The sequence below is a fragment of the Thalassomonas actiniarum genome, from assembly GCF_000948975.2.
In the GTDB taxonomy this organism is placed as follows: domain Bacteria; phylum Pseudomonadota; class Gammaproteobacteria; order Enterobacterales; family Alteromonadaceae; genus Thalassomonas; species Thalassomonas actiniarum.
Map to the genome: position 1 here is coordinate 2,121,331 of NZ_CP059735.1, position 26,146 is coordinate 2,147,476.

Sequence of the window (26,146 nt, forward strand, 5' to 3'; positions counted from 1 at the left end):
GAAAGGCTTTATTGATTAACACTTAGTAATAAGTATTGAACACTTTGTTTAAAAAGCAAGCGCTCCGGTAATGTTGCAGACCGGCTTTACCGGGAGAGAGACAAGCATTATTGCTTGCTTAAAAATTAACTAAATACTTGAATTTATGTTGATTATTTAGTGACAAAGCCATCAATAGTCGGCACAATGGTTTTGCCCTGTGAGTTAAGTGTTATTGGCCTGATAATTTTGAAGTTTTCAGCCCTATAACACTTTGAGGGCATTATCATGAAATCAACACATCCTAAAATAGTCATTGTCGGTGGCGGTGCGGGCGGCTTGGAATTAGCCACGCAGTTAGGACATAAACTGGGAAAACGTAATAAAGCACAGATACTGTTAATTGATAAAAATCGCAATCATATCTGGAAACCGCTGTTGCATGAGGTGGCGACGGGCTCGCTTGACTCCGATCTTGACGGTGTGGTCTATTCCGCCCATGCTGCCAAACACGGCTATCAATTTCAGCTCGGTACTTTCAGTGCCCTGGATATTAGAAATAAATCTCTGACCCTGGCACCGCAGCTGGATGAAAATGGCCAGCAAATTTTGCCCTGGCGCGAGGTCAGTTACGATAAGCTGGTTATTGCCGTCGGCAGTGTCAGCAATGACTTTAATACCCCGGGCATTAAAGAGCATTGTTATTTTCTTGACTCCCATCAGCAGGCGAAACGCTTTCACAATGCCCTGCTGGATAACTTTACCCGCATTCATCAGGCGGAAAACAACAAACCCCTGAATATTGCCATTGTCGGCGCCGGAGCCACCGGGGTGGAGCTTTCTGCCGAGTTGTATCATGTTGCGGATCTGCTCAAAGTTTACGGCCTGAGTAATATGAGCGGGGAAAAACTCAATATTCACCTGATTGAAGCGGGAAGCAGTATTTTACCGGCGCTGCCGCCCCGGATCTCGGCTGCGGTGCGTCGTGAATTGTCCCAACTCGGTGTGAATGTGATGGAAAATACCCGGATAGCCAAAGCCAGTGAGCAGGGTTTTATTACCAGTGATGAACAGCTTATTCCGGCAGATTTGATGTTGTGGGCCGCCGGGGTTAAGGCGCCTGATTTTATTAAGGATATGGGCATCTTTGAATTGAACCGCGCCAACCAGATCCTGGTCAAAGGGAATTTAACGGCCAGTGTTGATGCGGATATTTCTGTGATCGGCGATTGTTGTGCCTGTCGTCTTCCCGACGGCAACTGGGTGCCGCCACGGGCCCAGTCGGCGCACCAGATGGCGTTGTGCGTACAAAAGAATCTGCTCAGGGAGTTTAAAGGCCAGCCGTTGGTGGATTATCAATATGTCGATTACGGCTCGCTGGTGAATTTATCCCGCTACAGCACCATCGGCAGCTTGATGGGCAATTTAACGAAAAACAGCATGTTTGTCGAAGGACGGATCGCCCGCCTGGTTTATATTTCCCTGTACCGCATGCACCAGAGGGCGATACATGGTACTGCCAAAACCATCGCCTTGTGGTTTGCGGAAAAGATCATGAAGGTGGTGCGCCCGAGGATGAAACTGCATTAGGTAAATCAAGCCAGCCTTGCCGGTGAATTGTTTTATTAATCAGCTATCGGGGTATCGATTGTTTCCAGGGGCGGTTGCTCGTTTTGTGCCTGGCCCCTGGGTTTAAATTGCACGATTAATAATGGCAGCAAGGTCATATTGGCAAACAGTGCCATCAGCATGGCAAAACCGGTGAGCAGGCCGAAATAGACGGTAGGCACAAAATTGGACAGGGCGAGGATAGAAAAGCCTAAGGTGATGGTGATGGAAGTATAATACATGGCCTTGCCGATACTGCCGTGACAATGCCTGACCGAGAGCCAGTAGTGCTTGTGGCTGTCAAATTCGCTGTTAAAGCGGTCGACATAATGGATGGAATTATCCACTGCGATGCCGATGCAGATGGCGGCTATGGTGATGGTCATTAAATCCAGCGGGATGCCGATAAACCCCATCAGCCCCAGCACCATAGCGGCGGCCACCATATTGGGGATCAGGGCGATCAGGGATAATTTAAAGTTTCTAAACAGCACCAGAAACATCAGCAGTATCGCCAGAAATACCACCCCTATGGTGAGGATCTGCGATTTAAACAGGCTTTGCAGCATATTGTTATACAGCACCACCATGCCGGTGAGGTGGATTTGTCCGCGCTCGAGCTGAAAATCGCCGGTTAATTTTTCGCGGATTTTTTCCAGTAACTGCTCCCGTTTGAGGTTGGGGTCTGATTCAAAGATACGGATGCCAAAACGCAGCTGGTTGCCGTCTTCGGACATATAGGGGGTTACCAGGCTGGCTTTGATTTCTTCCGACAGCTTGCTATGGAGTACCGAGAGCATAAAGTTGTCGTTGACCACCTGGGGATCCAGGGTTTTGAGCATGGCCATGGTGCTGGCGATGGAAAGCACTTTGCCGGTTTCTCCCAGGCTTTCCAGGTACTCATGTATTTGCCGGACCTGATCCAGTTGCTGCACATTAAACCAGTAGCTGCTGCCTGTGATACCGGCTTCTGTGGCGTCGTCATAGCTAAAATCTTCTGCGTCCATGCCAAACTCTTCCAGAAACTCTTCATCGAGTTCTTCTTCCTCATCCGCCTGTTCAAAGAAGGCCGCCGGGGCATCCAGCACCACTTCCAGCGGCGTGGTGCCGCCGAGTTTTTGATCGATAAGTTCCATGCCCTGGTAGATTTCCGTCGATTTCTTAAAATAATCGATAAAGCGGTTTTCCACCGTTAACAGCCCTATGCCGGCGATGCTGAACAGCACCAGCAGGGCATAAGCGGATAAGATTTTTTTCGGGTAAAGCTGGATTTTTCCGGCGATATATTTAGTCATTTTGCTGGTGAGATCTTGCTGCACTGCGGGTTTCCCGGGCTTTAACAACATCAAAGTGGCGGGAAACAGGGTAAAGGCCAGGATGAAAGACACCGCCATGCCCATAATCATCATCCAGCCGAAATCGATTAACGGGCGGATAAAACTGATCAGCAAAGAGCCGAACGCTATCATGGTGGTGGTGGTGGTATAAAAACAGGGGATGAGTTTTTTATACATGGTGGTCAAAACCAGGTAGCGCTGCTCCGCTTCAGCTTGCTCGCTGTGCAGCTCCTGGTAACGTACGATCAAATGCACCGTCAGCGACAGGGTGACGATCAGCATCAGGGAAATAAAATTGGCGGAGACCACGGTGATCGGCCAGTCGAGCAGGGTCAACAACCCCAGCATAATGCTGCCGGCGCAAAAGCAGGTGACCATAGGCAGCACCACCCAATGAAACCTGCCAAAGGCGATGGCGAGAATAAAGATGATAAAAGCCAGCACGCCTACGCTGAAGGTGGTCAGGTCATGGGCAATATAATCGATGGAATCGGCAGTGATCATGGGAATACCGCCAAGGAAAATATCGGCGCCGCCCCTGTGCTGGTCCAATACCTGGCGTACCCCGGCGATCATCTCTTTGAGCTGTTGCTGCAAGCTGGCGGTATAATGGTAAAACTCTTTCGATACCTGCTCCAGCTGCGCCTGCTCCACAGGTGTTAATGCCTGCTTAAGTTGTTTTTCCCGTAAGCCGTTGCGCTCTGTCAGTAAGCGGTAGTATTTCTCGTTTCGGGTAATATTGACCTGCAGCCCGGTGGTTTGGCCGTCTTCGCTGATCAGCATGTTTTTATACAGGGGGCTGGAGATAAACTCCTTACGGGCAAGCTCTGTATCCAGTCCCGGGGTCGATAAGGTGCGGATACCGTCTTGTAATTGATCCAGAGTGATGCGCGGGCTGTTGATTAACGGCACATCCCAGATGCTGACGACGGATGATACGCCGTTAATGGCGGCGAGTTTATCCCTGAGCTGTTTGAGATCGTCGAGTACGGCTTGGGAAAACAAATCTTTTTTCGGGGAGTAAGTGACAAACAGGTAGTCATCGGAGCCGTACCTGGCTTTAATGCCACGATAATATTTCAGCGATTGATCATTTTCCAGGATCAGGGTATCGGCAGAAGCATCCAGGCGTATGCCCGGGGCATAATAGGTAAAGGCGAGCACCACCAGGGCGATCACTGCTAAGGTTGTTTTTGGCCGGTCTATGATAAAGCGTTCGTAATAGGCAGAGATCGAAAACACCATATCCTTCTCCAGATTTGTTATTAAAGCTTGAACGTTGGTCGGCTTGGTTCTTTTTATCAGTTGTACTTATTGACTTGGGAAAAAACACTGCGCTAAAAGGCGATATCTGTATTTGAATTAACTTCGATTTCAGTCCCTTACTCTAGTTTTAACTATAGTAAATAACATGAATTTAGCGCTGTATTTTCCCGGGAAGCTTGATGAAATATTTCTGTTCAGGCTAGGCTTTAGCTTTATAAATCATAAAAATCAACTGGTTACTTAAGGCGGGGGAGATGGAAAAGAGCAGGGCAGGAAAATCTGCTCTTTTCGGGTTAAGTGATTGGCTTATTCACTTAAGACAGGCCTTAGCCGACAGCTTTATTATAAGAATACGCTGACATTAAATGCTTTGCCGTTGTCAATTAATGCTACCGAATAGTTGACCGGGATAGAGTTGCTGATATCCGGACCGTCAACATGTAACTGGGCGGCGCACTGGTAAGCTAAGGTATGCTGATCCATGTCTGTGGTATTGATGGCTTTTAAAGTTAAATTTAAATCTGAAGCCTCTGAGGATGTCAGATGTTTGAGAATTTCTTTTTCTGACAATTCAATCACTAATTCGGTAACTTCACTGCTGTAACATTGCGGCGTTTGCGCCGGCATTAACTGCCAAACCAGGCCAAAAAGCAATCCTAACGCGAGTAAGGGAGAGGCGATAATGCCGGGTGTTGAGGTAAACATTGCCGGCAGGCCGGGCCAGATTTTTTCTTGTTGCGTAATAAAACGGAAATAATCATAATTGGCCAGCTGGGCGCATATTGCCGCAGGGACAATCCAGTAGGCGATGCTGGCCAGCTTGGTTTCCAGGGTCATTTCGATTATAAAGACCAGACAACTCCACAGCCAGGTCAGTGCCAGCAGCAAGGCGCCTTTATGCCACATCTTTTTGCCGAAATAATAAAAAGGACCGAATAAAAAGGCGAACAGGTTGAAGCTGATTTTCTGCCTTTGTTTAAACGGCAAGGCTTTAAAGCCATCTCCCCCGGCGGCCTGAAAGATAAACTGTTTATCCGCACCGATTTTTTCCAGCAGTGCGAACCTGGTCCGCCATTTATCCGAAACCTGATATTCTGAGCTGTTATCGTCTAAGCCTGGTTCAGCCATAAGTCTTCCTTTGGTTAATATAAAGCCCGCCTGCTTTTCATGGTGTTATTATATTGGCTAAGTTGTTTAAATTTAAAGTGATTTCAGTATACATGCTTTTTAACATTTAACCCGGTGTTTTACGGGAAAATTCGGCCATGGCAAAGTCCAGGAAACAGCGGACTTTTCTCGGCACATACTGGCGGTGCGGATAGATGGCAAACAGGCCGAATTCCAGTGTGGTACATTCGGGTAACACCTGCACCAGCCGGCCATCTTTGAGGGCATCGTCAACAATAAAGGCGGGGATCATGCCGATGCCGCCGCCGGCAATGGCAATCTCCCGTACCGCCTGCGGGCTGTTGACCGAAATATGGGAGCAGACATTGACGGTATGGGCAACTCCCTGCGGTGAGATGATCGGCCATTGCTTGCCGATACGAAAATTACTGTCAATGATGCAGCTGTGGGCAGCGATTTGCTCCGGTGTTGTTGGCACTCCCTGTTGTTTGATATAGGCGGGGGAGGCGCATAATAATAGCGGAAAGCTGCCCAGCTGGCGGGCGATCATGGTGGAGTCGTCAACACCGCCGATACGGATACGCACATCTATGCCTTCTTCGAGCATATCTATGGTGCTGTTGGTCAGACGCAGCTCGACCTGCAAATCCGGGTATAGCCGTAAAAACTTCGGCAGCAGCGGCGACAGGGTTTTTTCACCGAAAGTCACCGGGGCGCTCAGGCGTAATAAACCCCGCGGACTGGTTTGCTCGCCGGTCACCTTGTCTACCATAGCCGTGTATTGCTCCAGCAGATCCAGCGCCTGCTGGTAATAACTGCGCCCGGCTTCGGTTAACGCCAGCTGGCGGGTGGTGCGGTTAAACAACCGGGTGCCTAAATGCTTCTCCACTTCCCCGACATATTTGCTGACCAGGGCTTTCGACATGCCCAGACGCTCGCCGGCGGCGGTGAAAGAGCCGGTTTCTACCACGGCAACCACGGTTTTCATGCCATCCAGGGTATCCATCTTTAAACCTTATCCTGTTACCTGTTTATACCCAAGTTTACTACTGTCAACGTTTTGTTGACAAGTATTCAATATGAAGGATGTTTATCAATAAATATCCCTGTTTAATAATACCCCCATCGCAGCACAGCTGCTTTTTAACAAGCTGAAGCGGATATTCCAGCTATCAGTCACAGGAGATTTTGAATGAGCAAAATTGAAATTTATACCCGGCCCGGATGCGGTTATTGCACTCATGCCAAGCGGTTGTTGGCGGGACAAGGGCTAAGTTTTGTCGAATATGACGTCTATCAGCATCCCCAATACCTGGCCCGGATGCAGCTGCGTACCCCGGGCAACACTTATCCCCAGATATTGATAAACGATGTCGCCATCGGGGGGTTTAGCGAATTACTGGCCATGCAGGAAAGCAAGTTACTGCCGGGCTGCTAGTTGAACATAAACGAACGATTTTTATTGTAAAGCGCTTTGAAAAGCGTATTAAACAGGAGATTTCCCATGAATACCCTAAACAAGTTATTAGACAACAAAACAAGCTTTAAAAACCATCTAATTACCGCTGCCGGGGTCTTGGCCCTTGCCATTGCCGGTATTAGCCATGCCCGGGCTTCACAAACGCTGCACAAAACCATAGAAGTTGCAGGGCAGCAGATTTTTTACCGCGAAGCCGGCGATAACAATGCACCGACCATAGTGTTATTACATGGTTTCCCTACCTCGTCGCATATGTACCGTAACCTGATCCCAGAGTTGGCGCAGGACTATCATGTGATCGCCCCGGACTATCCCGGTTTCGGCAACAGCTCGATGCCGGCAGTGGATGAATTTGAATACAGTTTTGATAACCTGGCAAAGATCACCGACGCATTTTTAACTAAGGTCGGCGCCGAAGAATATAGCTTATATGTGATGGACTATGGCGCGCCGGTAGGTTTCAGGATTGCCGCGGCACATCCCGAACGGGTACAGGGGTTAATCGTACAAAACGGTAATGCCTATGATGAAGGGCTGCGGGATTTCTGGAAACCGATCAAGGCCTACTGGCAAGATAAAAGCCCGGCAAACGCCAAAGTACTGAAAGACTCCTTGTTAACGATAGAAGCGACCCAGTGGCAATATACCAATGGCGCCCGCAACAAGGAAACCATCAGTCCGGATAACTGGATTGTCGATCAGGCCAAGCTCGACCGTCCCGGCAACAAAGCAATACAGCTGGAGTTATTTTATTCCTACGGCACAAACCCGGCCTTGTATCCACAGTGGCAGGCCTATTTCAGAAAGCACCAGCCGCCGACATTACTGGTATGGGGTAAAGGGGACTATATCTTCCCGGAAGAAGGCGCACATCCGTACAAGCGTGATTTGAAAAAACTGGACTTTCATATCCTGGATACCGGACATTTTGCCCTGGAAGAAGACGGTGATGTGATTGCCGGTTTGATCCAGAGCTTTATGAAAAACAAAGTGCTGGCCAAATAAACTTGCCGGTTGATGTTAATGGTAATCCTTGCTGTCTCAGCCGGGGTTGCCAGATTTTTTCGATGCAAGCCAAGCACTACGGTTATGTAGTTAAGTTGGCAATAGTTATACTGGCCGGGAGATCATAAGCCATGACAGATATTAAAGATAACCCCGAAAACAGCTCTCCTTTTCATAAGGGAGAGCAGGCGCTGCAAAGCAGGATGGGGGTGAGGGAGCAGATGGAGCGTTTTGGCCGCCGGGTGATCCGCGATTATATGCCGGACCAGCACCGGCGTTTTTATCAGCAGTTGCCTTATCTTTTTGTCGGCCACGGTGATAAGGATGGTTGGCCCTGGGCTTCGATGCTGTTCAATCAGCCGGGTTTTATCACCTCCCCCGACGATAAAACCTTAAACATCAATAGCCGGCCGGTAAAGGGGGATCCGCTGCAAAAAGCGATGAACACCGGCGCCCATCTGGGACTTTTGGGCATTGAGCTTAATACCCGCAGGCGCAACCGCCTGGCGGCACATATTATACAAACAGGTGAGCAGGGGGTCACTCTCGCCGTCGACCAGGCCTTTGGCAATTGCCCGAAATATATCCGGCAAAGGGAACTGGACACCGGTATTGCCGATGACCTATTGCCGGCAACCGCGCATGGCTTTACCGGTTTAGATGACCAGGCCAGGGCACTGATTGAAACAAGCGATACCTTTTTCGTTGCCAGTTTTATCGAAAACCGGCAGGGAGAAGCCAGCGAAGGGGCGGATGTTTCCCACCGAGGCGGCGAAGCCGGTTTTGTCCGTGTCGATAATCACCTGAACCTGACCATACCCGATTATGCCGGCAATTTTCATTTTAATACCCTGGGTAATTTTGTGAACAATCCCAGAGCGGGTTTGCTCTTTATTGATTTTGAAAACGGCCATATGCTGACCCTGACCGGACGGGTGAAGCTCTTATTCGACAGCCCCGAGGTTGAAAACTTTCCCGGCGCCGAACGCTTGTGGACCTTTAACTTACACCTGGGCTATTGGCTGAGAAATGTCCTGGATTTGCGCTGGCAGCCACCGCAGCTTTCTGTGTTGTGAAACTGCCGGTAACTTAGGCGCATTTTTATTGTTTGGATTTTTTTAAATTATCTTGAACTAATTTTACCGGTGCCACTCTTATTAACCGAGAGACTTTTATTTCCCTTAGTGTTTCATGTTTTGTTTTATGTTTGACATAGCGCGTTTTGTTAACGCGCTTTTTTTTGTCTGAAATTTAATGTTATCACTGTTGATTTGCCACCGGCTCGGGGCATTAGCTGTTGAGCCGAATCGGCGGCAAGGAAACTGGAATGATCAGAATCTGAAAACATGGGGCGCTTTACAGTATTGGTCGATGGAACAGCCCCTGAAGTGATTTTTCCCCCTGTTGGCCACCTCCATTATCGGGTACTCGTCATATTCCTTTTGTTGCTCGTCCGACATGTTCAGCCGCTGCGGCGTAGCCGTTTTTATTTTGCCGGATGACCCCGACTTAATAGCAAAATCAAAGATCATGGCATAGTTTCTGTTGCCGGTATTGATATAACGCTCGGCATCTATGGCCATATACCAGATACCGCTGGCACGCATGCCGTCATCGCCGGTGAAGATTTTTCCGCTATGGGGATCTGTCCAGCGGCTCCAAATTTGCAACTGTGAAATATCGATGCCATTACGGTTCATTTCCCTGACTGCGTCACATAAGTTGGTAAACTGGGGTTTGTAATGGCCGCTTTTATCCGTGATCACCAGGGGAATACCATTTTTGACATAGATTTCACCGGCAGCCTTTACCGGTTTGCCCCCTAAAAAGGAGGCGTGGAACCAGCCGGTGGCGGTATTATGGGTGGCGGCATAGAGTTTGCCTTCCGGGGACATGACAAAAATAGCCCAGCCTTTGCCGCAAAAATTGGTGCTGTTGCTTTCTGAGCCCCAGGGCAGCATCTCTGCCGGTGACTTCAGGTATTTTATCAGCCGGTTTTGAAAAAATAACCGGTACTGCTCCCGGCCTTCTTCATCCAGGTAGGTGGTCGGCAATAGCCCGACATTTCGGGTCAGCCGGCTGATATCTTCATCGCTTTGGGTTTCCAGCCAGCGATAAAATGACAACATAGTGCTGTTATCTTCATACCTGGCTTTTTTCCATTCCCGAAATACCTGGTTGTTGTTCGGGTTCTTCCAATTGGTGTGTAAGGGATCTATTGCTTCGCGCCAGTAATGTTCATGAAGCTGTCGGCCGTCGTCGGGTTTGCCGATATACTGCTGCAGCCCTCTGATCTGTTTGATGGTTGCCGCCCAGCGGCCCATGGCGCTATTGGCTTTTTGTAGCGGGGTCTTGTTGCCGGAGCCGAACATGGCCGGCAGGCGTTTTTCTGCCAGCAAGGCCTCTTTAAGGTATTTTATTTTCACCACCGCCTGGTTGTAGACGGCTTCGGCGGCGCCGATTTTTCTTTTGCGCCGGGTATCCTGCCAGACAAACAGCTTTTTGGCATCGGCATATTCTTTGGCGATGTCCATCACCTGCTTTAACGAGGATATACGCTGTTCAATTTTGTTTTTCGCAATGGCATGGTATGAGCTCAGGGCATTGTCTATCTTGATCAAATGTTTATGGCCTTTACGCCTTTGGCTCCAGTGGCTGCTGGCGTTTTGAAATTCTTCAAGCGTCATGATATCGGCGGGCATAGTGGTTTCCCCTTTCAACGAGCATACTCAGTTAAATTATTTAGTCATTCATCTTGCTTTACCACTATCTAAGAAACATTTTTACTGCTGGAGTTTTTGTTTTTTGCAAAGAATTTTGAACTAATTTTATCGTTGCCACTCCTATTAACCGAGAGACTTTTATTTCCCTTAGTGTTTCATGTTTTGTTTTATACATAACGCGTTTATTTAAACGCGTTTTTTTTTGCCTGATTTTTCTCTGTCCAACTCGGTCATAAAAAAGCTTGTAGTTTCAAGATCTAGCATTCAAACTTACTATAAATGCATCAAAGAGTGGAGTCGGTGATGATGGCTTTAATGGACAATGACAAGATTAATATCGGCATCAGCAGCTGTTTACTTGGTGAAAGTGTCAGATTTGACGGAGGCCATAAATTTAATGCCTATATCGCCAATGTCCTGAAGCCTTTTTTTCATTTTATTCCCTTTTGCCCGGAAGTCAGTATCGGTTTAGGGATCCCCCGGCAGGCGATTCGCCTGGTCCTGGCTGAACAGCAAATTATATGTGTCGGCAGCAAAGATGACACTTTGGATGTAACCGAACGCCTGGAGCAATGCGCACAGGAGCAGCAGGATTGGCACCGGCAGCTCTCGGGTTATATCGTAAAAAAAGACTCTCCCAGCTGTGGTATGGAAAGGGTCAGGGTTTATCAGCAGAAGATGCCGGTCCGCAACGGTATCGGTTTATATACCCGGCGGCTGATGAAAAACTTTCCCTGTTTGCCGGTGGAAGAGGAAGGGCGCCTCGGGGATATGGTGATCCGGGAAAACTTTATTCAAAGGGTGTTTATTTATCACCGCTGGCAGCAATTAATGGCCGGGGAAGTCAGCTGGTCTTTATTGACAGATTTTCATGCCAGGCATAAATATATCTATATGAGTCATAATCAGAAAAAGGCCAGGGAACTGGGCAAGTGGCTGGCGCAGCATCATCAGTTGCCAATAGAGCAGGTCTGCCGACAATACCTGGAGCAAATGATGGCGTTGTTAATTATCAAGGCCTCGAAAAAGAATCATGTCAATACCTTGAAACATATCCAGGGTTATTTAAAAAATTACCTGAGCCGCTCTGATAAACAGGAGTTGGAGCAGTCGGTTGAATCTTATCGACAGGGGCTCTTGCCCTTGATAGTGCCGATTACTTTGCTCAGGCACCATTTTATGCATCACCCCCAGCAATATATCAGCCGCTCCTATTACCTGCAGCCTCATCCGAAAGAATTGATGTTGCTCAACAGTTTGTGACTTTACTATGAAAATGATCATTGTTAATGACAAGATGCAGCAGGGATATCGCTATCAGCTATCGGCTCCCGAGGGGCATGAATTCTCAACTGATTTTTTGCCCCAGTTAACCCCACAGCAAATGCTTGAACTTGGGGTGTTCGGCGGCAAGTATATGACGGATTGCCGGCAGGAATTTCCCAATAGCTGGTTTACCAAGGCCAAACTCAGTCCGGCGGGTAAAAATATCAGTTTGAATTATTTTGCTGTTGATGCTTCTTTGCCTTTGCTTAACTGGCAGCAAAAAGGCTGGATTTATCCCGATGATCCCAGGGGCTGGTTCCAGTGGTATTGTCGATATTATCTCGGGCGGCGTTTGGCCGATGAAGATAAGCGCCAGATAAAACGCTGGCGCGCCATGAGCCGTCATATCGGGGCGTTAAAGAAAAATTGCGAGCCGGGGGACTGGACCTGTCGGCGCAAACAGCGCCAGGCGCTGTTGCACTGGGCCTATGATGCCAGGGTGCTCTGACCTCAACCGGGAGACAACAAAACCGGTATTGGCTGCCGGTTTTGTTGTGCTCTGATCCGGTATCAGGTCAGGCTGGTAAAGATCACTGAGATCCCGCTGTAATTGATCCTGTCATCCGGGAAGGTCATATTTTTCAATAAAGTACCATTGGACTGATAATGGTACAAATGATTGCCGCTGGACAGATACAAGGTATTGTCAGGCCCGGCGGCAACCGCGTTGATATCAAAGCCGGTATTGGTAAAGGACAGCTGTTTTAACTGCAGGTCGCGCACGGTAAAGCCTTCCTGGGAACCGTTATAGGCGGCATAGACCCTTTGGCCGATCACGCTGACATCGGTGTAATTAATCGAGTCATCCGGGAACACCATATCCTGTATCAGGGTGCCGTCAATATTGTAATGGTAGATATGGTTGCCGGCGGCAAGGTAAAGATCGTTATTGGGACCGGCGGCGATGCCGTTGGCCTTAATGCCGGTGGCGAAAAAGGAGATTTGATTTAAGTCTAAATCACGTACCGTAACCCCTAACTGGGAGCCTTCATAAGTGGCGAATACTCTGTTGTTGGTGACGGCTATGCCGGTGTAGTCAATACCGGCGTCGGGAAATGCCATGTCTTTGATTAACTTGCCATCGAGGTCGTAGTGGTAGATGTGGTTAGCAGAAGGGAGATAGACATCATTATTGGGACCGGCGGCGATGTTTTCGAAATTAAAGTCGCCGTTGACAAAGGATTCCTGCTCTAACTGCATGCTGCGAACCGTAAAACCTCTTTGCGAGCCGTTATATGATGCCAGTACTTTATTGTTAATCATTATCCATTCCTTTTATTAATAATTTTTATTGCTATTGCAACGATATGTATATTAAATCCTTTTTTTAAGTTTTTAGTATCAGTTCGGTATCAAGCCGGTATCAGTCAGCTGGCGGTTTTGATCATTTGACAGCAGATACATTTTATGTCGGCAGCAGATACATTTTATGGCCGGATTGTTGAAATTAACCTTTTTTGGGGAAAATAAATTTAAAATTATTTTGAACTATCTTGAGGGGCTTCACTCTTATTAACCGAGAGACTTTTATTTCCCTTAGTGTTTCATGTTTTGTTTTATGTTTGACATAGCGCGTTTAATTAACGCGCTTTTTTTTGCCTGTTTTTCACCCCGTCTTTCCCGCTATAGCAGCTGCTAAAGTCTTTAAAATTCAGTAGCAAATACTTAATCAAAAACTGCTTTATTGATGTGGCAGCTTTAAATTTTTAGTACTACGCTTTAGCTGATTGCTTTTCTTATTATCTGTTGACGCTTCTCCAATGCGGAGAAAAAGGTAGTTATCCAAAAGATATTTCAGCGGCTTCTGTGAAGTGAACCGGCAACCCAGGGTTGTGCCATAAACCGAATTTTTGTTGCCTTTTTTTATGGCGGCAAGGGATTAAAACGGGTGGGCAATCGGATTAAGAACTCATAAACGGTAGAGCGAAACGGCTCTGCTCATCAAGAAAATAACAAGGGAATGAACTATGGCTACCTACCTGCATCCTGGTGTTTATCTCGAAGAACTTCCTAGCGGTTCCAGACCTATTGAAGCTGTAGGTACTTCGACCGCCTGTTTTATTGGTTACACAGTAAAAGGTCCTATGGACACCCCCACGCTGATCACTTCGTGGAATGAATATGACAGCCTGTTTGGCGGTTTACAAGAAACGGAAACGGCGGTGGCAGGGGCGGCGGCGCCGCTCGGGGATGCCATGGGTTTTAGCGTTTACGCTTTCTTCCAAAACGGCGGCTCCACGGCCTATATCATCCGTTCGTCGCAAGCGGCCAATGCCGCCACCGGGGAATTGGGGGCATCACTGGTCACCTTTACCGCAGTCAGTGACGGTGATGCCGGTAATGATATTGTGGTACATATCACCGAAGGCGGCGGTACCTTTGATGTTGAGGTGGGCACAGGCACAGGCGGCGGTTTCAGTGCCGATGAAACCATCTCCAATGTCACATTTACCGCCGGTGCCGATTTTATTGAAACCCGGGTGGCGAGCGAGTCGAGCATAGTGACGGTTTCCGTGGCTGATGCCACCGCCGCCGCCGCAGAGTTTGGTGTCGGTGAAACCGAAGAAATCACCTTTAACGGCGGCCTTGACGGCGCTGCGGCGGCGACCGGCTCCCTGGTCAGCGGTACGCCTTTGGTGACTTTTACCGCCATCAATGAAGGCACCTGGGGAGATGATCTGGTGGTGATCATTTCTGAAAGCAACGGTGACTACACAGTAGCGATAGGAGAGGGCACAGGAGCAAACTTTGAGGCACAGGAAGAATTTGAAGATGTTTCGTTAACGGACACAGATGCCAATTATTTACCCAATAAGATCAATGATATTTCCGAGCTGGTGACCGTGGTGGTTGACGATCTTGCCGGCCTGGTGACGGAAGTGGGTACTGACAACAGCGAAGAAATCACCTTCTCCGGCGGTAACAACGGTTCGGCGCCGAGCCTGACTGAATATACGCCGATATTCAACCAGTTACTAAAATTCCGTGACATCAATATGATCTTGCTGCCCGGCCTTTACTGGGATATGACAGACGCCGGCGCCAAGCAGGCGATCATCAATGCCGGTATTGCCCATTGCGAAACCATTAAAAACCGCATGATCCTGGTGGACCCCCAGCCGGGAGACGAACTTGATAACGGTAATGAAGTCAAAGCATTGAGTCTGCCCACCCAAACCTATGTTGCCACTTATTATCCCTGGGTGCTGGTGAGCAATCCCGCCTATGATGTCGATTTAAATCCCGGGGCGTCGCAAAAACTGCTGGCGGCCCCGTCCGGTTTTGCCGCCGGGCTTTGGGCAAAAACCGATGGCCGGCGCGGGGTATGGAAAGCGCCTGCGGGGGTGGAGTCAGCCTTGTTAGGGGTGGCGGAGCTGGAATTTAAGGTAGAAGACCCGGAGCAGGATTATCTCAATCCTTTGGGGTTAAATGCCATACGTAAAATCCCAGGTTATGGTCCCGTGGTGTGGGGCTCGCGTACCCGGGCCACTAAGAGCAATCCCGAGTGGCGTTATGTACCGGTGCGAAGAACCGCGATGTTTATCGAAGAAAGCCTGTATAACGGTATTCAGTGGGCGGTGTTTGAACCGAATGACCACAGGTTATGGTCATCTTTGCGTATCAATATCGAGTCCTTTATGAACGGTTTGTTCCGCGCCGGTGCCTTCCAGGGGGAAAAAGCCTCCGATGCCTACTTTGTCCGTTGCGGCCTCGGCGATACCATGACCCAGGGCGATATCGACCGCGGACAGGTGATCGCCGTTGTCGGCTTTGCACCGCTTAAACCCGCTGAGTTTGTTATCGTGCGCTTACAACAAATCGTCGGACAACAATAAGGAGAAATATTATGGCTGCACCACAATTTTCAGTGAATTCACATAGACATGATCCTTACCGGACTTTTAAGTTTCAGGTGTTAATCGACGGTAAACCCGTGGCCGGACTTAAAAAAATGGGCGCGTTAAAGAAAAAGGTCGAACCGGTGAAATGGCGCTCTGCCGGCGATCCCAATTTTGAACGTATTATGCCCGGCGGTACTTCCTATGAAGCGGTGACCCTGGAGCAGGGCCTGACCCATGATCCTGTGTTTGAAAACTGGGCCAATTTGGTGAATAACATCGAAGGGGACGCCGGGATGTCCCTCAAAGATTTCCGTAAGGATATTGTGGTCAATGTCCTGAATTTACAGGGGCAGGTAGCGATGTCCTATAAGATCTTCCGCGCCTGGGTCTCGGACTTTCAGGCCTTGCCGGACCTGGATGCCGGCAGCATGAATGCCGTTGGTATCCAGACCATTACCTTGCAGCATGAAGGCTGGCAGCGCGATACCAGTGTTGCCGAACCGGCTGAGACCTAACGGGCAGGCACAGTGGCGATGTTGTTACCCGGGGGTCTCTGGCATGAGGGGCAAAGAAAAAGAGGCTTTGCCTTTAAGCCGGTGACCGGGGCGCTGGAGTTTGGCATTGCCGAAATTGCCGGTTTAGGGTATGCCATGCCCGAGGCGGTGACCAAGATTTTGCAGCTGGCGCTGGCGCAGTTAGGCGGTGAGGCGCCAAGCGAGCAACGGGTAGAAGAACTCTGTATCGCCGATCGCCAGTTTTTAATGCGTGAATTGCAGATACATCTCGGAGACAGTGAAATCTGGTACAGCCAGCGATGCCGTCATTGCAACGAATCGTTTGATTTTGAGCTTGATCTCAGGTCATTGCCGGTTGCCGAAGGAGATGAGCATTACCCTTTTGTGGAAGTCGAACTGGATAAACTGGAAATTCGCCTGAGGCTGCCGACAGGATGCGACCAGCTTGTGCTCGCCGATAAAGAGGAAGTGGAGATCCCGGCGGTGCTGTTAAAGTTGTGCCTGCTGACGCAAAGTAAAGAAGTTGATGCCTTTATCGCGGGTTTAACGCAAGAGGAAGTGGCCAGTATCGAAAAAGCCATGGAACAGGCCTCTCCCGGTATAGTGACGGATGTCCAGGTGAACTGCTCAAATTGCAGCAGCATTAACCCGGTTTATCTCGATCCTTATCGTTTGCTTAACCGCGGCTATGGCACCTTGCTCTCACAGATCCATTGCCTGGCCAGGGCGTATCACTGGAGTGAAGAGCAAATTCTGGCGCTGCCGGTGCAGCGCAGGGCGGCTTATCTGACCATGATAGATGCGGACCGGGGTATGAGTCATTAAGCGCAGAAACATGGCCTGAGGGTAAATCCGGTCGATAAAACGACTAAACTTTAAGCAGTGTAAGTAGTCCAAATAAACATCCGGCCCGGCTTTTTTGTAAATAAGTGCGAGCCAAAATGAAGGAACAAGTGAGGAAAGCACGTGGGATTTTTTAGATCCGTCTGGCAAGATGCACAGCCCGCCAAACGCCGGCTAGCTGGCGATGTTGTCGGCGCTGCCTTATCGGGCAGAGCCGCGGACGTCGGGCAGGATATCAACCGGGAGTTTTCCTCAAACCGAATTCAGGAGGCGGACCATGTCTCTGATACTAGGCATCAGCAAGTGGGCGGCCCAAGTGCCGCGTTGGACTCTGCTTCGACAGAGTCTGTTGTTTGTGCTGAAAATTCAGGACATGGGCCACAAAAGGTGTCGCAACAGCAGGATTCTGTATCTCTCGGGACAACCGATAACGGGCGCACAAGTGCCTTGGTTGAAGAATCGCTGTCTGTAGACCCCATAGTGACTGAGCGCATAGCGCACGGTCACGTCTTTGATGATGTTTTATCATCCGTGAATTTAGTGAGTCTTAAGCATGGCCTGGTAACGGGTGAGGATGTAAATCGAGCAGCTTCTCAAAATACTGAAATTCGAGTGCCAGAACAGTCTAGTTTCGTACATGCAGCTTCTGTCTTTTCTCGTGATCTTATGGATCTTTCGGTTAGAGTGGATGAACGTAGTTTTCAACATGATTTTGGTGATCTGGATACGAGTCGGGCTTCGGGTCTCGGCACCCCTTCTGAATACCACTTCGGGGACAGTGCGGCGTTAACGCCGTCTGTCCCTTTTACTAGGCAAACGCAGCAAACGGTAATATCAGACCAAAAAGAAATACCGGCAAGTGACGGCCGGGATACGGATAAGACAAAGCCTGGTTTTGCACAAAGGGCGCAAGCGTTGTCGTTGTCATTACCAGGGGAAAAAGCAGGGGAAAAAGCAGGGGAACAGGCTGGGGAACAAGCCGTAGCAACAGCGCCAGAAAAGTCAGGGAAAGATGTGTTGCCGCCTGAGCTTGCCTCCCCCGAGACGGAAATCCCCCCGCGGGTGCCAGGTCCTGATGGGCCTGTGCTCAGTGAGCATCAGCGTTACCTGCAAAGACAAAAGCACTTTCAACAAGCTAAGCAGCAACAGCTGCAAACACCTGCTGAGGCGGCAGTTAAAACACAGCAGGAAGGCAAAGGAGCAGGTACGCTGCAAAGTACAGCGGATGCACAGCCTTTAACCCGGGACAGGGCAATAGCAGCTTCGTCGCAGGATAATGCCGCCCCGGCAGATAAGGCCGGGACAGATCAGGCTCTGGCTGCTTTTAATGCCCTGTCGGCCCTGGCAAAGCAAACCGGGGGCAGGGAGCAAAAAGTAAATAAAGCGCCGGATAACAGTGTCCATATCGGGCGTATCGATGTCACGGTAACGGCAGATGAAGTGGTGAAAAAAAATGTCGCCGGGCAGCCTGAGACAGCTGCCGCCGGCTGGGCCAGTCGTCATTATTTACGTAGGGTCTGACAAACCCGAGCTGGAAATTAAAAAGTTTAACAACAATGAATTAGCAGTTTAATACAATATAACAACAACTTAAGGATAACAACGCTGTTTGCGGTCGGCGCTTTGTTTAAGGATAAACCCTATGCCGGTTATAGCTTCATCGCTGTCACAAATTTGCCGCGAACTCGCGGATCAGATGGGTACTGCCATTAACAGCGGTGACGACTCGGAAGTTACTGTGATGGTAGGCAATCCCCAGGATGCCGTGCCTTCAGGGTCTAATTCCCACCGGGTGAATTTTTTCTTCTACCAGTTCTCTCCCTTTGAATTTAATGCCGACACCTTGCCCGGGGAAACCGGGTTTATGCGGGTGAATTGTATGATCACGCCTTTTGGCGTCTCCGAAGACTCGGTCGGTGCCGGTGAGCATGATTTGCGGATTTTAGGGGAAGTGATCCGCATTTTTCAGGAGCAGCCGGTATTCTCGATAACGGTTAACAGCCAGGCCTATCATATACAAGTGATCATGCAGCAGATGGAGGTGGAGCAAACCAGCCAGCTTTGGGGCACCCAGGGAGATGTGGTGTACCGCCCTTCGGTGATGTATGAAATTGCCCTGGCGCCTGTGGTGCCCGATGAAGCGGCTGTGTTAAGTCCGTTAGCCGGCAGCCTGGGCCTGGAAATACAAGCGAGTTTAGCGCAAAGCGATGCTACCGTTACCCCGGTCTCGCCGACAGTGCCGGTTACCCGGGTCAATACCGGGATTGAAAGCTGGCAACCCAGGGTATGTCTGGTCCTTGCCGGCAGCTGTCATGAAAACCTGTCTTTTGAAGTCGGCAGCCCGGAATTGGCGGCCTTAAGCGCCGAGGTCTGGGTTGCCGGAGATATCGGCACAACCGTGGATTTGCGCTGGGATATCTGGGATAACGTCAGCGGCTGGGAAACCCTGCCGGCTTTTGCTTCGCCTGTGATTGCAGAAGATACCCTGGACCCGGACCAGGTGGGGGATGCCACCACCACGGCGGTGACTTTGCCTTTTACCGACCATGGCGGCCAGGCGGTGTTATATGCGGTGCGCAGCTATGAGCGCGCCGGTGACGGGGTGGAAATCACTGTGCTTAGTAACCCCTTGCTGATCAGCTTGTATGAGTAAGCCGATGAATATTGCCAGTCAGCCACAAAATGAGGTTTCCAACTCCCTGGTTACCCATGCCGAGCCTAATGCACAGGACCAGGCTGAGACAGCGCAGTCTCATCCGCTGGCCATGTTAACACCGGAATGGGAGCGGTTGCAGCTGTTGGGCTATTGTCTCGGGCAATCGCGCCAGGGAAAAGAGATCCCGGAAGAAAAGCTGCAACAACTGACCGTTTTACAGCAGGCGGTCAGGGCTTTACGGGGTAAACAGGGCTATTGGCATAAGTTGCTCGGCCTGGAGCTGTCGGAATTGGAAATTGATATTCTGGTCTTTGCGGTGGGGCCGCAATTTGAGCCGCGTCTGGGATGGCTCTATCAAAGCCTTGGCGGTGATAAAAGCGAGCCTTATGCCTGCCGGGCGCTGATCCAGGAGTTTCTGGCAATGGAGGCACACGGCAGCGAAACTTTGATCCGTTTGTTAGGTGAAAGTGCGGCGCTGAGGAAAAATCGCTTGCTGCTACTTGAAGCTAATGATCCCTTTAGCCCGATAAAACCCGAGCCTTCTCTGGTGGCCAGGATCCTCGGCCACGACTATGAGGAAAGTGCTCCTCCCGGCACCACCCGGGTCAGGGCGCAAGCGACCTGGCAGGATCTGGTGTTGCCGGAGCAAACCCTGGCTATGCTGCATGAATTTTTAGCCTGGATCCATCATCAGGATAAAGTGGTCGGTCAGTGGGGGGGAAAATGTATCGGCGGCCCGGTGGCCTTATTTTCCGGGCCTTCCGGCACAGGAAAAACCCTGGCCTCGAGTGTGATTGCCAGCGAATTGAACTGGCCCCTGTACCGGGTCGATCTAGGTCAGCTGGTGAGTAAATATATCGGCGAGACGGAAAAAAACCTCAACAAGCTGTTTAGCGCCGCGCAAAACCGAAAAATGGTGCTGCAGTTTGACGAAGCCGACAGTTTGTTCAGCAAACGCGGCGAGGTCAAAGATGCCCGCGACCGCTATGCCAATATGGAAGTCAGCCATCTGCTGACCAAGATAGAAAACCATTATGGCCCCTGTATTTTAACCACCAACTTGCGTAAACAAATCGACCCGGCGTTTGCCCGACGCTTCCAGCTGGTATTGGAATTTCCCCGGCCGGATAAAAGCGCGCGCCGGCAATTATGGCAGGTGATGCTGCCCCCCAGGGCGCCCCTGGCCGCTGAGGTCGATGTAGAGTTAATCGCCAAATCCTGTGCTTTGTCCGGCGGCCATATTCGCAATGCCGCCCTGCATGCCTGTTACCTGGCGGCGGCAGAGGAAACCGAGGTTGGTCTCGGCCATATTGCCACAGCCGTATGGCGGGAGCTGGCCAAGGAAGGGCGGGAGATCTCACCGCGGGAAATCGGCGTGCTGGCCAAACATTTACCGGAGGCGGTTTATGCTGGTGCGTGATTTTCTTATAAATAAAGTTTTTATGAATAACTTAAGTCTGCACTTAGAAAAAGAAAACGGAGTGAATTTATGATCACCCTGGATGCGTTGAATTTACATTTGCCCTCGGGTATGCAGGAGCGGGCCCCCACCATAGCCCGGTTGATTGCCGGACAACTCTCCCGGCTACAGGGGGAGAGCAGCGAGCAGGTGTGCGGCAATATCAGTCAGTTAAATATCGGCGCCCTGCATATTCACCGCAGCTTTTCCGATGCGCAAATTGCCCAAACCATCGCCAGTGCTATTAACGAAAAAATGCAGCATCAACTGAGGGTCGAACCTGTGGAAAAATTGCCGGGAGCACATAAACAGTCGGAAGCACATAACCCCCCGCAAGCCAATAAACCGCCGGGAGCCAGTACCAAGCCGGGCATGAAAAGACAGGGAGGCAGAGTGTGAGTTTCTTAAAAGGCATGTTGGTGGAATATGCGCTGTCGATACCGCCGCTGGTGTTGGTGTTTGACTTTAATCCCAAGGAAATCAGCCGTACCCGGGCGATCACTATCACCGCAGGTTCGACTCCGGCTACCCGCGGCGGTTATGACTTTACCCTGCCGACGGAAACCAGCCGGGTCTCCCAGGGGGTCTCGGTACAGCCGGAATCTTTTAATGTCGATATCTTAATCGATGCCACCGACCGTATGAACGACAACCACCCGATCGCCACCACCTTAGGCATAGAGCCGGAGCTGGATACCTTAAGGACCATGGTAGAGCCCAAGGCGCAGGGGCCGGGCGGGGTACAAATGTTGTCGAGTTTGGGACTGGGGGGCACCCGGGCCTTTGACAGCTCTGAGTCGGCGTCGGTGATCCTCTTTATCTGGGGCACCCATGTGCTGCCGGTGTTTTTAAAAAGCATTACGGTCAAAGAGCAGGCACACCTGCCGACCCTGATCCCCTACCGGGCAACGGTCACTTTGTCGATGCAGGTCATTGAAAGCAACAACCCCTTCTATGAAGTGGAAAAAATCCGCCAGGTCATAGGCGCTGCGGTTAATACCGGCCAGACCGTGGCCTCTGCCATAGGGAGCCTGTTCTGATGTTTTTAAAAGGATCGCGTTATGAAAACGCCAGTTTGTTTTATCCGGATGAAGACGGGGAAGTGGTCTTTGACGGCGTACGTGCCCGGGAGATAGGCAAGGCCACCGGGGTGATCGAACATATTATCAGGGAAGGAGACCGGCTCGACTTGCTGGCCCGGCATTATTACAACAACGACAGGCACTGGTGGCGCATTATTGATGCCAATCCGGAGATCATGTTTGCCACCGACCTCTTGCTCGATGACTGGCTGGGACAAACGATTTTGATCCCCAAAATCAGGGAATAATCAGGGAATAATCAGGGAATAATCAGGGAATAATCAGGGAATAGGGGAGTTTTTAGTTTATGGGATTATCGGTATCACTGAATATTTTCGGCGAGAAAACCCGCGAGCCAGGCGAGTGCATAGTGCTGATGGGAGTGGCGGAAGAGGAAATTGTCGATTTTTATCCTCTGCTGATGGAATTGACCATAGATGCCAGCCGCAGTGAAGCGGCAGTCGCCAAGCTGACTTTTGAAGGGCGGCGGGACGAGCAGGGCAAGTGGATAGTCCAGGACTCGGGTATTTTTAAAGATTGGGAACCGATAAAAATTAAGGTGGCGTTTGGCGATAAGGAAGAAGAAATCATGCGCGGTTATGTACGCTCGAGCAAGCTGGAATATCCTACCGATGCCGGCAGCGCCAAGGTCACGGTAGAGTGCCAGGATGATTCTTACCGCCTGGACCGCACCCACAGGAACAAGACCTGGGGGGAAGATACCCCAAGCAGTGATGCGCAAATCCTGCAGGAAATTGTTCTACCCTACGGCCTGACCTTGAGCGGTGACAACGGTGCCGGGCAAAGCGGCATTGAGGTTAACCAGAACGGTTCGGATATCGCCTTTTTAAAAAGCCGTGCGGCGGAAAACGGCTATGAACTGATTTTTTCCCAGGGGGAGGTGTATTTCGGGCCGATGCAGCTCGAAGCACAGGCCCAGCCGAATATCATGGCTTATGCCGGGCGGGAAACCAACTGCATCAGCATCAATGTCAGTACCGACAGCCATCAGCCGGATGCGGTGGCTTTTGATGTGCCGGATGAAACCGGGGACGGCTCCACCGAAACGATTGTCGAGCCGGATTTGTTTGTCATGGGACCCGAACATGCCAGCAGCGCAGATTCCGGGCTGGAAGATTTTATCTGGAAGATGAGCGGGGAAACCGGCAGTGATGCCGCCGCGCTGACGGAGAAGGCGCAGCAAAAGGCCAATGAATTCGATATCAAAAAAGTCAATGCCACCGGCGAGCTTGACGGCATGCTCTACGGCAATGTGTTAAGGCCGGGTTTTCCGGTCGGGGTCGACGGCATAGGGGAGCAGTATAACGGCACCTATTACGTGGACAAGGTAGTTCATAAATTCAGCTATGAAGGCTATCGGCAGAACTTTACTTTACTGCGTAATGCCTACGGGGACAATTTGGAGTCTGCCGGCGGCTTATTGGCGGGGATTTTATAAGGATTTTTTGGGGTAGGTATGGAAGAGATAGTCAGACAGTTAGCACAGCAATCTGCCAGGCAAAATTACGGCAAGCACAGGGCCTTTGTCGAGGATAACGCCGATCCGGAAAAACTCGGGCGGCTTAAACTCAGGATCCCAAGCCTGTTGGGAGAGCAGGTGACCGCCTGGGCGCTGCCTTGTCTGCCTTTTGGCGGGCTGACGGATCAGGGCTTTTTTGCCGTGCCGGATGTCGGCGCCCAGGTGTGGGCGGAGTTTGAAGCAGGCGATTTGTCCCGTCCTCTCTGGGTCGGGGTATTCTGGCAGGCTTCGGGGGATGCGCCGGCAGATTATCCCAATGACGAGCCCACTACCCGGATCTGGAAAACCACCAAGGGGCATTTTCTCGAATTTGAAGACGGTGACGATGAAGAACAAATCAAGCTGGAACACGCCAGCGGCTCGAATGTTGTGCTTGACCCCGAAGGCAGTATCGCGCTGACGGACTCAGGCGGCGCCAGGGTGACCTTAGACGCCGAGAACAACCAGCTGGTGATAGAAGATGCCAACGGCAACAACCTGACCATGACCTCGTCCGGCACCACCTTAGAAGATGCCAACGGCAATAAAATTGAAATGGCTGCCAGCGGCATCACGGTTAAAGGCCAGCAGGTGGTAGTGGAGGGCCAGCAGGTGATGCTCGGCGGTCAGGGGGGCGAACCGATTATCAAGGGACAAAGTTTTCTTACCCTGTTTATGACCCATATGCATACCACGCCGGTGGGGCCGACGTCGCCGCCTGTGCCCCAGGGGGAAATGAGCACCTTGTCCATGAAAGTGATGACTTCTTAAGGAGCAGTTATGGCACAGCGATTAACGGATCCGCCTTATTTGAAATTTCCGCTGCGTATCAACGGCGGCCCTAAGCTCGCCACCCGGGCGGAGCATATCCGCGGGCAAATCGAGCAGGTGCTTTATACCCTGTCGGGGGAGCGGGTCTTTCGCCCGGAATTCGGCGCCGGGGTCAAGGCGCTGGTGTTTGAGCCCAATGCCTCCGCCTTATGGCAGGTCACGGAAAAACGTATCAGTGCGTCCCTGATCGAATCGCTGGCGGGGGAAGTCGAACCCAAGTCCATCAAGGTCACGGTGGAAGGGGACAATGAGCGGCTGACCATCACCATCGCCTATGTGCTTGCCGCCATAGGGTTTGAAGATCAGCACCAATTTACTTTCAGCGCAGGTAGTTAAGCTTATGGCCCAGAATCCTGAAATTGAACTTGTTTATGCCGGCGCCTGTCCCGACTGTGCCACCCGGGTAGCGGACCTGCCGCAAAAGCTGCCCCGGGTGGGTGATGATTTTGATTGGTTACTCAGGGATTACGACGGTTTTAGGTTGTTTATGCTCGAAGAGCTGGTGGCCAAGTATCCGGAGCGTACCCGCTGGACCCCGGCGGATGTGGAAACCGCCCTGGTGGAAGTGATGGCGGATATCCTCGACCGTTTATCCGACAGTGTCGACAGGGTCTTTGCCGAAGGCTTTCTGGAAACGGCGCGCCGCCCGGAGTCGGTGCGGCGGTTATTAAAGTTTATCGGTTATGACATTTTAGCCATTACCAGGGAAAAGAGTGAGCCGCCGTTTGATGTGCCGGCCCATGCTGACGATCAGCGCAGCGACGAGCAAAGGTTCGATCAGTACTGGCTTGATAACCCTACTAAGATGGAGGCGGCGCGTTTTGCCGGTCCCAGAGAGATCCAGACGCAAAAACGTATGGTGACCCTGGAGGATTATGTCAACCGCCTGCAGGAACATCCCCTGGTGCTTCGGGCCCAGTCCTGGCAAACCTGGGGCGGCACCTGGCCGGTGATCTATGTGGCGGTCATCGCCTGGCAGCGCAAGGATATAGACGATACCCAGGATCTGGAATACCCGGACAATATCATCGAAGAAGTGGCAGACTTTCACCAGCACCGCAGCCTGGCCCTGGTGGATCTTACCGAAGGTCCCAGCATACGCTCGGTCTTGCGTCCTTACCTGGATGCCTACCGTATGGCGGGGCAGGAAGTGATTTTACAAAGTGCGGTGGAAGTGGGGATTTCCATTTCCATTTCTATCGAGGTGCGCAGCAATTATTTCAAATCCGAACTGCGCCGGGCGGTGGAGCAGGCACTCAGTACCGAGCCCGGCGGTTTTTTTGAACCGGGGCGGCTGCGGTTCGGTGAAGATCTTTATGCCGGCGATCTGTTTGAAACCCTGATGGCTATCGACGGCGTCGACAATATCTGTTTGAACCGCTTTAAACGCATCGGCAAACGGTTTGCCGACCAGGCGGACTTTGGCCGCATCAAACTGGACGGGTTGGAAGTGGCGGTGTGCGATAACGATTTGGACAATCCCGCCCGCGGCTATTTCCGGCTGAAATTAAACGGCGGACGTAAGGGCTAAGATGATGAACAGGCAG

General features: G+C 50.8%; 24 protein-coding genes. 19 read left to right on the forward strand and 5 right to left on the reverse strand.

The annotated features are described in order from the left end of the window. Positions 1 to 267: 267 nt before the first annotated feature. Positions 268 to 1,569 (forward strand): NAD(P)/FAD-dependent oxidoreductase, encoded by a 1,302-nt coding sequence (locus SG35_RS09170; RefSeq protein ID WP_044832405.1) that lies wholly within the window; start codon positions 268 to 270, stop codon positions 1,567 to 1,569. Positions 1,570 to 1,604: 35 nt separating this feature from the next. On the opposite strand, the gene SG35_RS09175 is transcribed toward SG35_RS09170, so the two are convergent. The 3 genes from SG35_RS09175 to SG35_RS09185 form a co-directional block, all read right to left on the reverse strand. Then, a complete protein-coding gene (locus SG35_RS09175; protein ID WP_044832406.1) occupies positions 1,605 to 4,169 on the reverse strand; it encodes an efflux RND transporter permease subunit in 2,565 nt (854 codons plus the stop codon). Between the two features lie 363 nt (positions 4,170 to 4,532). Further along, entirely contained in the window at positions 4,533 to 5,318 is a 786-nt protein-coding gene (locus SG35_RS09180; RefSeq protein ID WP_053042966.1) for a DUF2628 domain-containing protein, read from the reverse strand. 106 nt (positions 5,319 to 5,424) lie between these two features. Beyond that, on the reverse strand, positions 5,425 to 6,324 hold the full coding sequence (locus tag SG35_RS09185) for a LysR family transcriptional regulator (protein ID WP_044832407.1): 900 nt from the start codon (positions 6,322 to 6,324) through the stop codon (positions 5,425 to 5,427). A gap of 186 nt (positions 6,325 to 6,510) precedes the next feature. On the opposite strand from SG35_RS09185, the gene SG35_RS09190 reads away from it, so the two are divergent. From SG35_RS09190 to SG35_RS09200, 3 genes are all read left to right on the forward strand, one after another. Further along, entirely contained in the window at positions 6,511 to 6,756 is a 246-nt protein-coding gene (locus SG35_RS09190) for a glutaredoxin family protein (RefSeq protein ID WP_044832408.1), read from the forward strand. A gap of 66 nt (positions 6,757 to 6,822) precedes the next feature. Continuing rightward, the gene (locus tag SG35_RS09195; protein ID WP_084692689.1) at positions 6,823 to 7,803 is read left to right on the forward strand and encodes an alpha/beta fold hydrolase; all 981 of its coding nucleotides are present in this window, start codon (positions 6,823 to 6,825) and stop codon (positions 7,801 to 7,803) included. 131 nt (positions 7,804 to 7,934) lie between these two features. Beyond that, positions 7,935 to 8,879: a pyridoxamine 5'-phosphate oxidase family protein gene (locus SG35_RS09200; RefSeq protein ID WP_044832409.1), complete on the forward strand. Its 945-nt coding sequence runs from the start codon at positions 7,935 to 7,937 to the stop codon at positions 8,877 to 8,879. A gap of 255 nt (positions 8,880 to 9,134) precedes the next feature. On the opposite strand, the gene SG35_RS09205 is transcribed toward SG35_RS09200, so the two are convergent. Further along, positions 9,135 to 10,505, reverse strand: coding sequence for a hypothetical protein (locus tag SG35_RS09205; RefSeq protein ID WP_053042967.1), 1,371 nt, complete (start codon positions 10,503 to 10,505; stop codon positions 9,135 to 9,137). 324 nt (positions 10,506 to 10,829) lie between these two features. Between SG35_RS09205 and SG35_RS09210 the strand changes: the two genes are divergently transcribed. Further along, positions 10,830 to 11,789, forward strand: coding sequence for a YbgA family protein (locus SG35_RS09210; RefSeq protein ID WP_236702573.1), 960 nt, complete (start codon positions 10,830 to 10,832; stop codon positions 11,787 to 11,789). 7 nt (positions 11,790 to 11,796) lie between these two features. Then, complete coding sequence (locus SG35_RS09215; RefSeq protein WP_044832410.1) at positions 11,797 to 12,300, forward strand: hypothetical protein; 504 nt, start codon at positions 11,797 to 11,799, stop codon at positions 12,298 to 12,300. A 62-nt stretch (positions 12,301 to 12,362) separates the two neighbouring features. On the opposite strand, the gene SG35_RS09220 is transcribed toward SG35_RS09215, so the two are convergent. After that, positions 12,363 to 13,115: an NHL repeat-containing protein gene (locus SG35_RS09220; RefSeq protein ID WP_044832411.1), complete on the reverse strand. Its 753-nt coding sequence runs from the start codon at positions 13,113 to 13,115 to the stop codon at positions 12,363 to 12,365. Between the two features lie 704 nt (positions 13,116 to 13,819). On the opposite strand from SG35_RS09220, the gene SG35_RS09225 reads away from it, so the two are divergent. The 13 genes from SG35_RS09225 to SG35_RS09285 all read left to right on the forward strand — a co-directional run bounded on the left by SG35_RS09225 (position 13,820) and on the right by SG35_RS09285 (position 26,130). Next, positions 13,820 to 15,688, forward strand: a complete 1,869-nt coding sequence (locus tag SG35_RS09225; RefSeq protein WP_044832412.1) for a phage tail sheath family protein — start codon at positions 13,820 to 13,822, stop codon at positions 15,686 to 15,688. 11 nt (positions 15,689 to 15,699) lie between these two features. Next, complete coding sequence (locus SG35_RS09230; protein WP_044832413.1) at positions 15,700 to 16,209, forward strand: phage tail protein; 510 nt, start codon at positions 15,700 to 15,702, stop codon at positions 16,207 to 16,209. 18 nt (positions 16,210 to 16,227) lie between these two features. Beyond that, positions 16,228 to 17,034, forward strand: a complete 807-nt coding sequence (locus tag SG35_RS09235) for a T4 family baseplate hub assembly chaperone (protein WP_044832414.1) — start codon at positions 16,228 to 16,230, stop codon at positions 17,032 to 17,034. A gap of 141 nt (positions 17,035 to 17,175) precedes the next feature. Beyond that, complete coding sequence (locus tag SG35_RS09240; protein ID WP_044832415.1) at positions 17,176 to 18,573, forward strand: hypothetical protein; 1,398 nt, start codon at positions 17,176 to 17,178, stop codon at positions 18,571 to 18,573. Positions 18,574 to 18,694: 121 nt separating this feature from the next. Next, entirely contained in the window at positions 18,695 to 19,705 is a 1,011-nt protein-coding gene (locus SG35_RS09245; RefSeq protein WP_044832416.1) for a Pvc16 family protein, read from the forward strand. Continuing rightward, the gene (locus SG35_RS09250) at positions 19,698 to 21,128 is read left to right on the forward strand and encodes an ATP-binding protein (protein WP_201777780.1); all 1,431 of its coding nucleotides are present in this window, start codon (positions 19,698 to 19,700) and stop codon (positions 21,126 to 21,128) included. The genes SG35_RS09245 and SG35_RS09250 overlap by 8 nt, the downstream gene beginning before the upstream one ends. Positions 21,129 to 21,197: 69 nt before the next feature. Further along, positions 21,198 to 21,566: a hypothetical protein gene (locus SG35_RS09255; RefSeq protein WP_044832417.1), complete on the forward strand. Its 369-nt coding sequence runs from the start codon at positions 21,198 to 21,200 to the stop codon at positions 21,564 to 21,566. Continuing rightward, a complete protein-coding gene (locus SG35_RS09260; RefSeq protein ID WP_201777781.1) occupies positions 21,563 to 22,207 on the forward strand; it encodes a hypothetical protein in 645 nt (214 codons plus the stop codon). Before SG35_RS09255 ends, SG35_RS09260 begins: the two co-directional genes overlap by 4 nt. Then, a complete protein-coding gene (locus tag SG35_RS09265; protein ID WP_044832418.1) occupies positions 22,207 to 22,497 on the forward strand; it encodes a hypothetical protein in 291 nt (96 codons plus the stop codon). The genes SG35_RS09260 and SG35_RS09265 overlap by 1 nt, the downstream gene beginning before the upstream one ends. Positions 22,498 to 22,556: 59 nt before the next feature. Further along, a complete protein-coding gene (locus tag SG35_RS09270; RefSeq protein ID WP_044832419.1) occupies positions 22,557 to 23,708 on the forward strand; it encodes a phage late control D family protein in 1,152 nt (383 codons plus the stop codon). An 18-nt stretch (positions 23,709 to 23,726) separates the two neighbouring features. After that, on the forward strand, positions 23,727 to 24,539 hold the full coding sequence (locus SG35_RS09275) for a phage baseplate assembly protein V (RefSeq protein ID WP_044832420.1): 813 nt from the start codon (positions 23,727 to 23,729) through the stop codon (positions 24,537 to 24,539). 9 nt (positions 24,540 to 24,548) lie between these two features. Then, on the forward strand, positions 24,549 to 24,935 hold the full coding sequence (locus SG35_RS09280; protein WP_044832421.1) for a GPW/gp25 family protein: 387 nt from the start codon (positions 24,549 to 24,551) through the stop codon (positions 24,933 to 24,935). Positions 24,936 to 24,939: 4 nt separating this feature from the next. Further along, positions 24,940 to 26,130: a baseplate J/gp47 family protein gene (locus SG35_RS09285; RefSeq protein ID WP_044832422.1), complete on the forward strand. Its 1,191-nt coding sequence runs from the start codon at positions 24,940 to 24,942 to the stop codon at positions 26,128 to 26,130. Positions 26,131 to 26,146: the final 16 nt, after the last annotated feature.